The following is a 14,285-nucleotide window of genomic DNA, read 5'->3' on the forward strand; positions in this document are numbered from 1 at the left end:
CCTCACGGGATCGGCTCGTCCAGGACGTGGGTGACCAGCTCGGCGACCTTGGACCGCTCGGAGCGCTGCAGGGTGATGTGGCCGAACAGCTCGTGCTCCTTGAGGGCCTCGACCACGGAGGCGATGCCGTCGTAGCGGCCGATCCGCAGGTTGTCGCGCTGGGCGATGTCATGGGTGAGCACGACGCGGGAGTTCTGCCCGATGCGGGAGAGCATGGTCAGCAGCACGTTGCGCTCCAGGGACTGCGCCTCGTCCACGATCACGAAGGCGTCGTGCAGGGAACGGCCGCGGATGTGGGTCAGGGGCAGCACCTCGAGCATCCCACGGGAGAGGACCTCGTCGATCACGTTCTGGGAGACCATCGACCCCAGGGTGTCGAACACGGCCTGCCCCCACGGCCCCATCTTCTCGCTCTGGTCGCCGGGCAGGTATCCGAGCTCCTGGCCGCCCACCGCGAACAGGGGCCGGAACACCATGATCCTGCGCTGCGTGCGGCGCTCCAGGACCGCTTCCAGACCGGTGCACAGCGCCAGGGCGCTCTTGCCGGTGCCGGCGCGGCCCCCCAGGGACACGATCCCCACGGACTCGTCCAGCAGCAGGTCGATCGCCACCCGCTGCTCGGCGGAGCGACCGGACACCCCGAACACCGTCTGGTCACCGGGGACCAGGCGCACCTTCTTGTCCTTGGTGAGGCGACCCAGGGCCGATCCGCGCGGGCTGGTGATGGTGAGCCCGGTGTGCACGGGATGGTGGGCGATCTCGGGGATCTCCACCAGTTCCCCGTCGTAGAGGTCGGCCATGGTCTGCTCGTCCACGGAGGCAGCGATCATGCCGGTGTAGCCGCGGTCGCGAGCGAGCTCTGCGCGGTACTCCTCGGCGTGGATGCCGGAGGCGGAGGCCTTGATCCGCATCGGCAGGTCCTTGGAGACCAGCACCACGTGCTTGCCCTCCAGCTGCAGGTTCTTGGCGACCGCGAGGATGCGCGTGTCGTTGTCGCCCAGGCGGAACCCATCGGGCAGGGAGGAGGTGGACTGGTGGTTCAGCTCCACGTGCACGCGCCCGCCCTCCTGGCCGATGGGCAGGGGCACCGCGAGGTTGCCGTGCTGCTCGCGCAGGTCGTCGAGGATCCGCAGGGCCTGGCGGGCGAAGTACCCCAGGTCGGGGTGATGGCGCTTGGCCTCCAGTTCGGTGACCACCACGATCGGCAGCACGATGTCGTGCTCGGCGAAGCGGGTGAGCGAGAGCGGATCGGCCAGCAGCACCGAGGTGTCCAGCACGTAGGTGATCACCCCGGTCTCGATGTCAGGCAGCACCTCCTGGGCCGCCCCGGGCACCAGCGAGGGGACCACCGGTGTGCCGTCTCCCAGACGGGGCGCCGCTTCCGCCGATGTGCTGGCCCGCGCGGTGCGGAGCTCTGCGGGGCCGGCATCTGCGACGCCGCCCTCGGCGGGCATCGTCTCGCGGGCTGTGGTGGTCTCGTCCATGGGAGCCTCCCGGGTTCACGCGGTTGCCTGGACCATAACCCTGTCGGCACCCGCACTCGGGCGCGTCCCACCGCGGGCGGGTGGGACGTTCACCCGATCGTCACCGGGAGTTCGGCAGAACCCCGGCGACCTCCATGGTGCCATCGCAGTGACCTGGAGCACATGAGGGACGCGCCCATCCCCGTCCCGGCTTCGACGGGTGGGGTGACGTGCCCGCCCTCCATGGGAACGACGACCGACCGGCCCCACCGTCCGGGCGGCGGGCCGGCGCACCCGGGGTTCGGCGCACCGGCCTAGCTGCCGAAGCGGCGCTCGCGGCGGCAGAAGTCGCGCAGGGCGCGCAGCAGGTCCACCCGGCGGAAGCCCGGCCAGTACGTCTCGCAGAACCAGTACTCGGAGTGGACCGACTGCCACAGCAGGAACCCGGACAGCCTCTGCTCCCCGGAGGTGCGGATGATCAGGTCGGGATCGGGCTGGCCGCGGGTGTAGAGGTGTTCGGCGATGGAGTCGACACTGATGGCCGCCGCAACCTGCTCGGGGTCCATCCCCTGGGAGCCCAGATCCCGCACCAGTTCGCGCACCGCATCCACGATCTCCTCGCGCCCGCCGTAGCCGATGGCGACGTTCACCGTGAGGCGGGAAGCGGGCTCGGCATCCTGCTGGATCCGGCCGATGGCGCCGCGCACCTCCTCGGGCAGCATCTCCGCACTGCCGGTGAGGCGCACGCAGTAGCCGGCGTCGATGATCTGCTCGACGGTGTCCTTGATGATCCCGTAGAGCGCCCCGAGCTCCTCGGCCGGGCGCGACAGGTTGTCGGTCGAGAGCATCCAGACGGTGACCAGCGGGATGTGGAGGTCCTCGCACCAGGTCAGGAACTCGACGATCTTCGCTGCGCCCATGCGGTGGCCCTCGGCGGTGGTGGCTCCGGAGGCCTTGGCCCATCGCCGGTTGCCGTCCACGATGACGCCCAGGTGCTGGGGCAGCTCGTAGTTCTCCAGCTCACGGGTGAGGCGGCGCTCGTACACGCGATAGAGCAGGGAGTCGTCGTCCACCACGGCCTCATCCCCTTCCGCCGACCGATCGTGCGACCCGGATCGCGGCCGCGCTGTCCATTATCGGCTGTCGCGGTCGGCTTTCGCGTGCGGCACCGCGATCCTCACCGGATCCGCACAGCTCACCGCTGGCGCGTCGACGCCCCGCCCGCCCAGGCCGTGACGGTTACGGAACCGTAGGTTACGCTTTCGCCATGACCATCGGCGAGCGTCCGGACGACGCACCCCAGCACGAGCGCACCCGCGTCGCGCCCGGCACCATCACCCTCCCGCACCATGACCAGGATCCCGCGCTCCGCGAGGCGGTCGACGCGGTCGCCGAGTCCGGTGCCACCGTGGCCGACGAGGACATCCCCACCGCCGATCGCTACCCCTTCGCGCCGCGCACCCTGACCCGCGCCATGGCGCGCCGGGCCGCGACGCTGGGCCTCCAGCTGCCCAAGCCTCGACTGCGGGGCGTGCTGCACCTGATCGCCTTCCCGGCGGTGCTGATCGCGGGCCTGCTGCTGGTGGCCTTGGGACAGACCCTCGCCATCCGCCTGGCCTGCACGGTGTTCATCGCGACCGCCTCCCTGCTGTTCGGGGTCAGCGCGACGTACCACCGCGGGACCTGGTCACCGCAGCACGCCATCATCCTGCGACGCTTCGACCACGCCAACATCTTCCTGATCATCGCGGGGACCTACACGCCGCTGGCGATCTCCCTGCTGGAGACGCGCGATGCGGTGACCCTGCTGACGATCTGCTGGGGCGGTGCCGCCGTCGGGGTGCTGTTCCGGCTGTTCTGGACCGGGGCCCCGCGCTGGCTCTACGTGCCTGCCTACATCGCACTGGGCTGGGTGGCGGTGTTCTACATGCCGCAGATGCTGGCCGGCGGCGGCTGGGCCGTGGTCTCACTGCTCGTGGCCGGGGGCATCGCCTACACGGCTGGTGCGATCGTGTACGCCCTCAAGCGGCCCGATCCCTCACCGGCGTGGTTCGGGTTCCACGAGATCTTCCACGCCGGCACGCTGGTCGGCTTCGGCTGCCACTTTGCGGCGGTCGCACTGTCGGTGCTCTAAGAGCCCGTAAGGGCCCGTCAGCGCAGGTCCGACGGAGGCCGCAGATCGTCCTCGGATTCCCCGGCTCTGCGCTCGCCAGCCGTGCGCGTCCCGTCGACAGGGTCCGTTCCCGGATCGACCTCCCGGCTCTCAGCACCGGCCGCGTCGCGCCGCTCCTCGGCCCTGTCGCGCCGCTCCTGGGCCTCGTAGCGCTCCCGCACCCGGCCCGCGGCCTGCACGCGTCGCACACGCCGGGCCATGTCCACCAGCAGCAGTACCAGCAGGGCCGCCAACACGAAGGTGGCGAAGAACCCGGGCAGGCCGGGGGAGACGGAGACCGGGGTGAACTCCTCGCCGTCCGAAGGGGTGGGGGCTGCCAGCACCAGCTCGGTGATCACCAGGGCGGGGGACATCAGCGCACCTCGCCGTCGGCGGACCGACCGGTCCTGGCCTGCTCGCCGACATCCCGGGAGGGTGCCTCGTGGCCCTCGGTGCGCACCAGGTCGAGCCAGCCGCCCTCCTCATGGTGGGGCTGCTCCGGCCGGGCAGGGCGCAGGCCCGCGAACAGGTCCGTCTCCGGGAGCTCCACACCGATGCGGGAGATGCGCAGCTCGTAGTCGTCGGTGCCCCAGGCTCGGGTGTCCGCGTCGTGGGCGATGCGGAAGAACGGACCGTCAGGATCCACCTGGGTGGCGTGGGCCCGCAGGGCGTCGTCCCGCACCTGGAGGTAGTCGCGCACGTCCACGCGCGTGGTGAGCAGGCGATCGGTGCGCTCGTCGAAGTGGAGCAGCATGTCCTCCAGCTCCTCGTTGGGCTGGCCCTCCTCACGCAGGTGCCGTGCGATCGCGGCGAACCGCTGCCGGTGGAACGCGTTGATGTAGTAGAGCTTGGCGATCGCCCATGGCTCCCCCAGCTCCGGGGCGAACTCGGGATCCGCCGCCAGCTCGAAGGCGGCCATCGAGATGCGGTGCACCTGGATGTGGTCGGGGTGCGGGTAGCCGCCGTTCTCGTCGTAGGTGGTCATCACGTGGGGGCGCAGGCGCCGCACCACTTCGACCAGGGGGCGGGCGGCCTCCTGGACGTCGATGGTGGCGAAGGAGCCCTCGGGCAGCGGCGGCAGCGGGTCGCCGCTGGGCAGCCCGGAGTCCTCGAAGCCGAGCCATTCGTGCTGCACGCCGAGGATCGCCTGGGCCTTGGCCATCTCCTCGCGGCGCACCTCAGGCAGGCGTGCCGCGATCTCGGCGTCACCGAGCAGCTTGGGGTTCAGGATGTCGCCCCTCTCGCCACCGGTGCAGGTGATCACGGTGACCTCCACACCCTCGCGGGCGTAGCGGGCGGTGCTGCCGGCACCCTTGGACGACTCGTCGTCGGGGTGCGCGTGGACGGCCACCATGCGCAGGGGCTCGTCGGGGGCGGGCAGTACGACGTTCACGGATCTCCTCGACGGATCAGGCACAGGTCAGCGGCGGACGGCGCCAGGGACACGGCCCCGACCACCGGTTGAGCCTACGCCACTGCCATGTGCTCTCGCCCAGCGGCGTGCACGGGCCGTCTGCGCAAGCGGCGTCGGCGGCATGGTCACCATTCCCGCGGTGCCGACCATCGACCCGTCCTCCCCCAGGCCGGTCTGGGACACTGGCTGGCATGAGTGCAGTCCAGAACCGACCGGCAGATCGCTACGGCGCACCCATCGTGTCCCCGCGCCTGGGCCGGATCATGGTGGCCGTGGTCGCGATCGTGTTCGCGGCCATGGTGGTGCTGATCGGGATCCGCTTCGCCGATCAACCCGTCAGGGCCGAACTGCTCTCGTATGAGCACGTGGACGAAAACCGCATCGCGGTGAGCTTCGCGGTCACCATGCGCCCCGGAGTGGAGGCGGAGTGCGCGGTCCAGGCGATGAACGAGGGACGTGCGCAGGTGGGCTTCGTCGAGGTGCAGGTTCCCGCCCAGGAGCAGCGCCGCAGCACGCACCGGGTGGAGATCGCCACCCAGGGTGAAGCAGTATCGGCCGAGGTGCTCGGCTGCGAACAGCTCTGAGCACGCGGAGCACGCCGACACCCCCTGCGAGCCTCGCACTGACCTGCAATGTCGTGACGTGCACCATTGTGCGTTCAGGAAACTGCCCTCACACATGTAAACTGTCTGGGAACCGGCTTCGTGCCGGTTCTTCATTTCCCGCACACGGGGCGCATGCGCACATGTGCCCCGTATTTGCGTAGGGGGCCATGTCGTCCCATTGCGCACCAGAACTTCGACAGGAGTGAACCCATGAGCAGCCAGCCGAATGGCGCCTGGCTCACCCAGGACGCGTACGACCGCCTGGCCAAGGAGCTCGAGGAGCTCGAGGGCCCGGGGCGCGCCGAGATCGCGGAGCGCATCGCTGCGGCCCGTGACGAGGGCGACCTCAAGGAGAACGGCGGCTACCACGCGGCCCGCGAGCAGCAGGGCATGATGGAGGCGCGCATCGCCGATCTCCAGCGCCTACTGAAGAACGCCGTGGTGGGCGAGCCCCCGAAGGACGACGGCGTGGTCGAGCCGGGCATGGTGGTGACCATCTCCCTGGCCGGCAAGGAGCGCACGTTCCTGCTGGGCAACCGTGAGATCGCCGAAAGTGACGACCTCGAGGTGTACTCGACCGATTCGCCTCTGGGCGGCGCCATCAACGGCGCCTCGGTGGGCCAGTCCATCGACTACACCGCCCCCAACGGCAAGTCCTTCCCGGTGGAGATCCTGAAGGCGAAGCCCTACAAGGCATGATCCCGTCCCGGCTGTGCGAGGCCGTGCATGCGCGAGGGGCGCGCCCCCCGGGGGGGGGGGGCCCCCGGGGCCGGGGGGGGCCCCGGGGCCCCCCCCGCCCCGAGCCCGGGTCAGTCGCGGCTCAGGCGGTGACGGAGGCCGAGTACACCCGCGCCGGAGGCCAGCAGCACACCGAGGGCGGCGAGCATGCCTCCCGCCTCGGTGCCGGTCACGGCCAACGAACCATCGGCGGCGCCGGTCACGTCACCGCGGGCACCCACTCCGGGCTTGCCCGCGTGATCGGGCTTGCCGGGCTTGCCCGCGTGATCGGGCTTGCCGGGCTTGCCCGCGTGATCGGGCTTGCCGGGCTTGCCCGCGTGATCGGGCTTGCCGGGCTTGCCCGCGTGATCAGGGGCCTTGCCGGGGTTGTTCCCGGGACGGTCGCTGCCCTTGCCGGGCTTGTCGTTGTCACCGGGCTTGCCGGGCTTGTCATCGTCACCGGGCTCATCGTCGTCACCCGGGGTGCCGGGCTGCTCGGGATCGGTGGGCTCCTCGACGACCGGGAACCCGGCGTCCAGGCCCACGATCAGCGGGTTGTGGTCGGAGGAACCGAACACGCCCTGCTCGTAGATGTTCACCGTGTTGTTGCGGTAGCGGGAGTACTGGGTCATCACGGACTCGGGGCCGTTGATGGACCAGTCGGTGGCGCCGGTGATGCGCTCGGTGGCCGATGCGTTGGCGATCACGTGGTCCAGGGAGCCAACCATGCCGCCGAAGCTGTAGGACCAGCCCTCGGGATCGAACTGCTCACCGAGGTTGGTGTAGCCCTGGTCGTAGAACAGCTGCAGGGGCTCCTCCTGGGTGTAGGCGTTGAAGTCGCCTCCCAGCAGGATGTCCTCCACGCCCAGCTCTGCGGCCGTGGCGGCGGCCCAGGTGCTGAGCGCCTCGGCCTGCTGGAGGCGGGAGGTGCGGGCGTTGCCCTGCACCGGGTCCTCCGGCAGGTTCGCGTCCTCGGCGTCGGCCGAGCCCTTGGACTTGAAGTGGTTGACCACGAAGAAGAAGGGCTCACCCTCGACGGTCTCGCCGTCGGCCCCCTCGGTGATCGGCACGAACACCTGGCCGATGGGCTCGCGGGCGTTGTCGAAGGCCGGATCGCCCACCAGGATCTGCGCATCGCCCACGGGCCTGACCTCGGCGGGCTTGTAGATGATGGCGTTGGTGATGGCGTCCTGGCCGCCGTCGGTGCCCTGCGCCTCGTAGGCGGGGGCGGTGGGGATGTACGCCCAGGTGCCCTCGCCGTCGCGCTCGTTCAGCGCGGCGACCAGGGTGGCGGTGGCCTCGTCGGGGGTCTCGCCCAGGCGGGCGGAGTTCTCGATCTCCATCAGGCCCACCACCTCGGCGTCGGTGGAGGAGATCGCCTCGACGATCTTGGACTCCTGGCGCTCGAAGCTGGTCTCGTCCCAGGCACCACGGGGCAGGCAGCCGCCGCGCACGTTGGTGCCCTCGCCGTCCATGTTGGTGTACGGCGTGCAGCCGGGGATGTCCTCACCGAGGGTGGTGAAGTAGTTCAGCACGTTGAAGGTGGCGACCTGCAGGTCACCGCCCACCTCGTCAGGGGTGGCCCGGCGAGTGTTCTCGAAGTCCACGCCGTCGGTGCCGGACGACTCCCACGGGGTGGTGGTGTTCAGCCGCCACTGGTCGAAGGAGTAGGCCACCACGACCGGCTCGGTGAAGGTGGCCGCTGCGCCCACGCGCACGGGCTCCTCGACGGTCAGCCAGCTCATGGGCTGCTCGGGGTTGCGGGAGAAGTCGGTGGTCTTCCCGTCGTCCAGCAGCACCAGCTTGTCGGCCTGGGCGTCGTAGTACTCGGTGGCCTCGGCACCGGGGCGCATCACGTCACCGGCCTGGCGCAGGGGCTGATCGCCGATCGCGAGGCCCACCTCGCCGTAGCGGTTGGTGTTGTACACGTCCGTGACGGTGAAGTCGCCGGCGCCGGGCAGGTACAGCATGTGCTCGAGGGACTCGCGCTGGGTCTCGTCGGTGGGGAAGGCATCCAGCGTCACCGGCTCCACGACGGGCAGGGCCTGGTCGAGCTTGGTGAGGCCATCGGCCGGGACAGTGATCTGGGTGGAGCCGTAGTACTCGGAGACCTCGCCGGTGATCTGCACGGAGTCGCCGATGGCCACCTGGCCGGCGGTGTCGCGCGAGTACACGAACACGGCGGTGGAGCCCTCGTGGGTGTCGAAGGAGAGCGCGCCGCCGGTGCCGCCGGTCTGGATCACGTAGCCGTTCAGGCCGCCGGTGGCGTACACCGCGGTGACCACGCCCTCGGTGGTGACGGTCTGGCCCACCAGGGGGCTCGCGCTGCCGGTGCCCTGGATCTCGGCGATGCTGACCTCGCGGGCGGGCTCCGGGTCCGGCTCGGGCTCCGGGTCGGGCTCGGGGTCGCCGGGGTCGGTCGGATCGGTGGGGGTGCCCGACGGGGCGGGCGTGGGCTCACCGGCGGCGAAGTCGGTGGAGTTCTCGCCGGTGGCGGCCACGCGGGCCACGGAGGTGGCGTTGGTGGTGGCGGGCGCGGGAGCCTCGCCGGAGTAGGTGGAGGCACCTCCCCAGCCCACCAGGTCCACCACGGCCGGGTCCTCGGCGCAGGTGGCGCCGGTGCAGGCCAACTTGCCGGAGGCGTCGGACAGCGCGAACACGCCGCCGGTGCCGGAGGCATTGATGACGCCGGTGAGGTCCGCACCCGGCAGTGGTTCGCCATTGCCGTTGCCGGCGGCGAGTTGGATGAGGAAGGTGTCGCCGGGCGCGATGGTGCCGCTCAGCTCCACGGTGTTGTTGAAGGTGCCGGTCCTGGAGGCGTACTGCAGGGACCAGCCGTCGATGCTGACGGGCTCGGAGCCGGTGTTGCGCAGCTCCACGAAGTCGTTCTGGTAGGCGGCGCCGGAGTTGCCGCCCCCGCCGTACACCTCGTTGATCTGGACGTCGCCGGGCGCGACGACGGCGGCATGGGCGGTGGGGGTGATGGCGGGGGCCATGCTGATGCCGACGGCGAGGGCGGCAGCGGCGCCGCCGACACGGGCGAGGCGGCTGCGCAGGCCGTCTCCGATGGTGCGGGTGCTCATGGGGTCTCCTGGGAGGTGGGGAGGGTGGGGTGGCGGGGAGTGCGGGCGAGGGTGGGTGAGAGTGACGCTCACAGCGGTGAGTGGAGGTGAATGGCTGCTTCAGGGGTGCTGAAGCGACCACTCACCTCCACTCACGTGATGTACGGGACCGTCCTGGTGGGGATCAGTCGCGGGTCAGGCGGTTGCGCAGGCCCAGTGCGCCCACGCCGGCGACGGTCGCGAAGGCGATGCCAGCGGCCCAGGGAACGACCTCGGAGCCGGTGCGGGCCAGGTCGGAGCGACCGCGGTCGGCCGGGGCGGGCTGCTGGCCGGGGCGGTCAGCAGGCTTGCCGGAGGTGCCGGGCTTGTCCGAGGGCTTGCCGGGCTCGTGATCGGGCTTCTCGCCCTTGCCGGGCTCACCAGGCTTGCCGGGCTGCCCGTCGTCACCGGGCTTGCCGGGCTGCCCGTCGTCACCGGGCTTGCCGGGCTGCCCGTCGTCACCGGGCTTGCCGGGCTGCCCGTCGTCACCGGGCTTGCCGGGCTCACCGGGCTCGCCAGGCTCACCGGGCTTGCCCTGGTCGTCATCCTCGCAGGAGGCAGGCGGGCCACCCTCGGTCCAGGTGGAGGAGGGAACCTCGATGGTGAACTCCGAACCGGTCTCCGGCACAGCGGTGATGGTCAGCCGGACCGAGGTGCCCTCGGGCACGCACAGCCAGTCGGTGAGGGTGACGCCGCCGAAGTAGCGGCCGGACTCCTCGTCGAGCACGTAGGGGGCCTCGAAGGTGCCGTACTCTCCGGCGTTCACGATGACCTTCTCGATCTGGGGGGCGCCCAGGCTCAGGGACTCCAGGTTGCCCAGTCGCAGCACCGGATCCTGGTCGATGCCCTCCTCGTCGTTGTACTCGCCGCTCTCCAGGATCTGCACCGACAGCTGACGCTGCGCGTAGTCCGGGGCGACCGGGGAGTTCTTCTCGAAGTAGGTGGACAGTGCATCGCGGTCCAGCACGCCGGTGTCGCGGATGTTGGAGGCCTGGGCCAGGGTGGTCATGCCGTCGCCTCCCTCGAACAGGAAGCTGGCCGCCACGATCGTGTAGGTGGCCTCCGGGTCGATCGGCTCACCGTTGATCTTGAGGTCGATGATGCGATCACCCAGCTCACGAGTGGGGTCGTAGGCGTAGGTGACGTTCTCGGAGACACCGAAGGCGAGGAAGGCCTCCTTGCCGTCGGCGATCCGCCACTGCTCCTCGAGGATCTGCTTGAACTGCGCGCCGGTGACCTCACCGGAGTTCAGGGTGTTGCCGAAGGGGGTGACGTTGTTGGCCTCGGCGTAGGTGACCACGCCATCGCCCTCGCTGCCGGAGGCCTCGTACCAGAACTCGGCGCGGATGCCGCCGGGGTTCATGAAGCCGATGATCTCCTGGCCCTCATAGCCGCCGCGGTCCTCAAGGAACCACTTCATCGAGTCGGCCAGCATGTTGCCGGCGGCGGAGAAGCGGGAGCGGTCATCGCCCTTGGCCGCAGCCTCGTCGGTGCGGGTCCAGGTGCCGTCCACGTACTGGGCCTTGGAGGAGTTCCAGGCGGTGGTGATGTCGCCCTCGATGGTGCCTACGGGGCGGGCACCCTCGATGGCAGCGTCGGCCAGTGCCTGCTCAGCCACACCGGAGGCGGCGATGTAAGCGGGATCGGTGGCGCAGCCGGCGAGCGCCTCGGCGGTGGGCTCGTCGGAGTCCTTGACGGTCTTCACGGGGATCAGCTGGGTGCCGCCCTTGACGACGTCCCAGTCGCCGTCGTCCCCGAGCACGAGCTCGACCGAGCCGATGTGGGAGCCGCTGGAGCCGGCCTGGACGACGGGGCGCACCTCGCCGTCCGGGGCAGGCGCGTCGTAGGCGTACTCGCGATGGGAGTCGCCGTTGAAGATCGCGTCGACATCGGCGGAGGTCTGCTCGACGATCTTGGTGAAGATCGCGCGGTCTCCGGCGGAGGGAGCAGTGCCGGGGTCGGCGGAGGCGCCGGCGCCCTCGTGGTACGAGGCGACGATGACGTCGAACTCCTCGCCGGAGGCCTTCAGCTCCTCGACGGCGGCGTTCACGGAATCCACCGGGTCACGGAACTCCAGACCCTCGACGGCGACCGGGCTCACCTTGGAAGGGGTCAGGGTGGTGACAGCGCCGACCACGGCGACCTTCACACCCCCGGCCTCGACGATCGCGTAGGGCTCCAGCAGGCGGGAGCCGTCGGCCTGGTAGACGTTCGCGGCCAGCGTCGGGAAGTCGGAGTTGGGGACGATCCGGTTCATCAGGTCGTCCTGGTCCTGGTCGAACTCGTGGTTGCCCACCGCGGTGGCCTGCACGCCCAGGGCGTTCAGGAAGTCCAGGGTGGGCTCGTCGTTCTGCACGGCGGAGGCGAACTCGGAGCCGCCTACGCTGTCGCCGGCGGAGATGAGCCCGGAGTTCTCATCGCCCGCCAGGGCGTTGGTGACCGTGCAGGCGAAGGGCTTTCCGACGCTCAGTGCGCCGTGGAAGTCGTTGAAGGTGACCAGCGTGACGGTCTCACCGGGCTCGGCGGCAGCGGCGGATCCGAGCGGCACCACGGCGGCACCGAAGGCGAGGGCAGCGGCGCCCAGGCCCACGGACGCACCGCGCGTGACCCGGCGGGCAGGGGGTACGAACATGACGATGCTCCTGAGGAGGAAAGGGACGCGGAACGGCGACGACGGCGCCGACGGTGGCACCAGCCATCAAACCTCACGTGCTGCTCGACACGCCGAGGGGTTCGCCCTCGCGGAGGCAAGGTGTCACCCGATGTTCACCTGCGTCGATCCCCCAGGGCCATGGTTTGACCGGGCGACGGGTGAGGCTTTGCCGCATTTTGACGATGCGGGGGCGGGCGGAGCGGAGTGGAACCGACCCCGCGCTCGGGCCGCTTCGCGACCCGGCCACAGACCCCCTCCCTTGCGCACCGCTCCTCGACCCGGCCACCGACCCCCTCCTTCGCGCACCACTAACCACCTCCGCTACTCACCACCGGCCACCTCTCCTACCCACCGTCGGCCCCTCTCCTACCCACCGTCGGCCACCGCCCCTTCGCACCGCGCGTCCCGGTGGCCTAGTGTCGTCACAGTCCCGACGCGCACTGCCGCTCGGTGGCCCGCCCGGCCGATGGCCCGCCCCGGCCCACGGCCCGTGGTCGCCGCTTCGCGCAGTGCCCTGCTTCGAAGGAGCTCCCCATGGTCCTCGGTCTGACTCGTCGCCGCCGTGCCGTCCCCGCGAAGGACGGTGCCAGCTGGCCCCATGTGGTGATCGTCGGCGGCGGTTTCGCCGGCGCGAATGCGGTGCTGGGGCTGCGCGATGCCCGGGTGCGCGTGACCCTGATCGACCGCAACGTGTACAAGACGTTCCAGCCGCTGCTGTACCAGGTGGCCACGGCCGGTCTGAACCCCGGGGACGTCACCATGTTCCTGCGCGGGCTGTCGCTGACGGTGCCGAACATGCGCTACCGGCAGGGCGAGGTCACCGGTGTGGACCCGCAGCGCAGGATCGTCTCCATCGAGGGCGGCGGGGACCGCACGGTGGAGATGAAGTACGACTACCTGGTGCTCGCGGGCGGAGCCACCACCACGTTCTTCGGCACCAAGGGGGCCGAGGAGCACGCCATGCCGATGTACACCCGCTCCCAGGCCCTGGCCATCCGCGACCGGGTGTTCGCCGAGCTGGAGCGCTCCAGCCGGGAGAGCGCCGCCGCGCACGCCGCCGGCCGGCGATTCGAGGACCGCCTGAACGTGGCGGTGGTGGGCGGCGGCCCCACCGGCGTGGAGATCGCCGGCGCCCTGGCCGACTTCCGCAGGCAGGAGCTGGACATCCTGTACCCGGAGATGGACCCGGGCACCCTGCAGATCACCCTGATCCAGCGCGGCAAGGAGCTGATCAAGGAGTTCCGCCCCAGCTTCCGCACGTACGCGGCCCGCGAGCTGGAGGAGCGCGGGGTCACCCTGGCGCTTGGCGAGGGCGTGGCGGAGGTGGGGTACGACTTCGTCCGCCTGGCCGACGGCCGCGTGCTCGAGGCCGACATCACGATCTGGGCGGCCGGCGTGGGGATCCCCGACGAGGTCGCCCAGTGGGGCCTGCCGCAGGACGACCGCGGCCGCATCGTGGTGGACGAGCACCTGCAGGTGGAGGGCTTCCCCGGGGTGTACGCGGCAGGGGACATGGCAGGCGGCGAGCACGGCCTCCCGCAGCTGGCCCGCCCCGCGGTGGAGGGCGGCAAGCACGTGGCCCGGATGATCGCCGCCGAGGTGGCCGGCAAGCCCCTGACCGCGTTCCGGTACAAGAACCCCGGCACCATGGCCACCATCGGCCGCCATGCCGCGATCGCCGAGATCCCCTCCTTCCCCGACCTGTCCGGCTCGATCGGCTGGGCGGCATGGCTGACGGTGCACGTGGGCCAGCTGCTGGGTCACCGCAACCAGCGGGCCGTGTCGATGAACCTGCTCTCGCTGTACGGCGGCACCCGCCGCACGCATCAGCCGAACCCGGTGGTGGGTGAGGTGGACTCCCTGGGGGCGGCCCGGGCGTTCGAGGAGCAGGCGCCGAAGCGCAAGTTCGGCGAGGGCGCACGGGGCTGACCGACCGACGCACAGGCGGTCATCGGGCCGGATGACCGACGCACAGGCGGTCACCAGGCCGGCCGACCGACGCACAGGCGGTCACCGGGCCGGTCGAAACATCAGAAGGGCGACCCGCCCGCGGCCGAGGTGTGAGCAGTTGGCGGTATCGAGGTCCCTAACCGCCAACTGCCTCGAGGTCGAGCGAGGTTCTGCGCCCCGAGGCGCGCCGGCCCGGCTCAGTCGCCAGGTCGCCCCGCGCCCGCGCGGCC

Annotated in this window: 10 protein-coding genes; 4 read left to right on the forward strand and 6 right to left on the reverse strand. The window is 70.8% G+C overall.

Going from position 1 to position 14,285, the window contains the following annotated elements:
- Window positions 1–2 precede the first annotated feature (2 nt).
- Window positions 3–1,484 (reverse strand): PhoH family protein, encoded by a 1,482-nt coding sequence (locus M4D54_RS03495; RefSeq protein ID WP_259890290.1) that lies wholly within the window; start codon window positions 1,482–1,484, stop codon window positions 3–5.
- Window positions 1,485–1,777: 293 nt separating this feature from the next.
- On the reverse strand, window positions 1,778–2,539 hold the full coding sequence (locus M4D54_RS03500) for an isoprenyl transferase (protein WP_259890291.1): 762 nt from the start codon (window positions 2,537–2,539) through the stop codon (window positions 1,778–1,780).
- 191 nt (window positions 2,540–2,730) lie between these two features.
- On the opposite strand from M4D54_RS03500, the gene M4D54_RS03505 reads away from it, so the two are divergent.
- The gene (locus tag M4D54_RS03505; RefSeq protein ID WP_311199668.1) at window positions 2,731–3,597 is read left to right on the forward strand and encodes a hemolysin III family protein; all 867 of its coding nucleotides are present in this window, start codon (window positions 2,731–2,733) and stop codon (window positions 3,595–3,597) included.
- Window positions 3,598–3,614: 17 nt separating this feature from the next.
- On the opposite strand, the gene M4D54_RS03510 is transcribed toward M4D54_RS03505, so the two are convergent.
- Window positions 3,615–3,989 (reverse strand): hypothetical protein, encoded by a 375-nt coding sequence (locus M4D54_RS03510; RefSeq protein ID WP_259890292.1) that lies wholly within the window; start codon window positions 3,987–3,989, stop codon window positions 3,615–3,617.
- Window positions 3,989–5,008 (reverse strand): mycothiol conjugate amidase Mca, encoded by a 1,020-nt coding sequence (gene mca, locus M4D54_RS03515; protein WP_259890293.1) that lies wholly within the window; start codon window positions 5,006–5,008, stop codon window positions 3,989–3,991. The genes M4D54_RS03510 and mca overlap by 1 nt, the downstream gene beginning before the upstream one ends.
- 212 nt (window positions 5,009–5,220) lie before the next feature.
- On the opposite strand from mca, the gene M4D54_RS03520 reads away from it, so the two are divergent.
- Together M4D54_RS03520 and greA are read left to right on the forward strand one after the other, a co-directional pair.
- Window positions 5,221–5,613, forward strand: a complete 393-nt coding sequence (locus M4D54_RS03520; protein WP_259890294.1) for a DUF4307 domain-containing protein — start codon at window positions 5,221–5,223, stop codon at window positions 5,611–5,613.
- Between the two features lie 231 nt (window positions 5,614–5,844).
- Window positions 5,845–6,333 carry a transcription elongation factor GreA gene (gene greA / locus M4D54_RS03525; protein ID WP_259890296.1) on the forward strand — a complete coding sequence of 163 codons (489 nt, stop codon included), beginning with the start codon at window positions 5,845–5,847 and terminating at the stop codon, window positions 6,331–6,333.
- Between the two features lie 110 nt (window positions 6,334–6,443).
- On the opposite strand, the gene M4D54_RS13800 is transcribed toward greA, so the two are convergent.
- Window positions 6,444–9,434 (reverse strand): ExeM/NucH family extracellular endonuclease, encoded by a 2,991-nt coding sequence (locus M4D54_RS13800; RefSeq protein ID WP_311199669.1) that lies wholly within the window; start codon window positions 9,432–9,434, stop codon window positions 6,444–6,446.
- Between the two features lie 163 nt (window positions 9,435–9,597).
- On the reverse strand, window positions 9,598–12,084 hold the full coding sequence (locus M4D54_RS03540; RefSeq protein ID WP_259890297.1) for a 5'-nucleotidase C-terminal domain-containing protein: 2,487 nt from the start codon (window positions 12,082–12,084) through the stop codon (window positions 9,598–9,600).
- A 555-nt stretch (window positions 12,085–12,639) separates the two neighbouring features.
- Here M4D54_RS03540 and M4D54_RS03545 point away from each other — a divergent pair.
- On the forward strand, window positions 12,640–14,034 hold the full coding sequence (locus tag M4D54_RS03545) for an NAD(P)/FAD-dependent oxidoreductase (protein ID WP_193866716.1): 1,395 nt from the start codon (window positions 12,640–12,642) through the stop codon (window positions 14,032–14,034).
- Window positions 14,035–14,285 lie beyond the last annotated feature (251 nt).

The organism is Brachybacterium sp. p3-SID1565, assembly GCF_025143785.1.
Taxonomy (GTDB): Bacteria; Actinomycetota; Actinomycetes; order Actinomycetales; family Dermabacteraceae; genus Brachybacterium; species Brachybacterium epidermidis.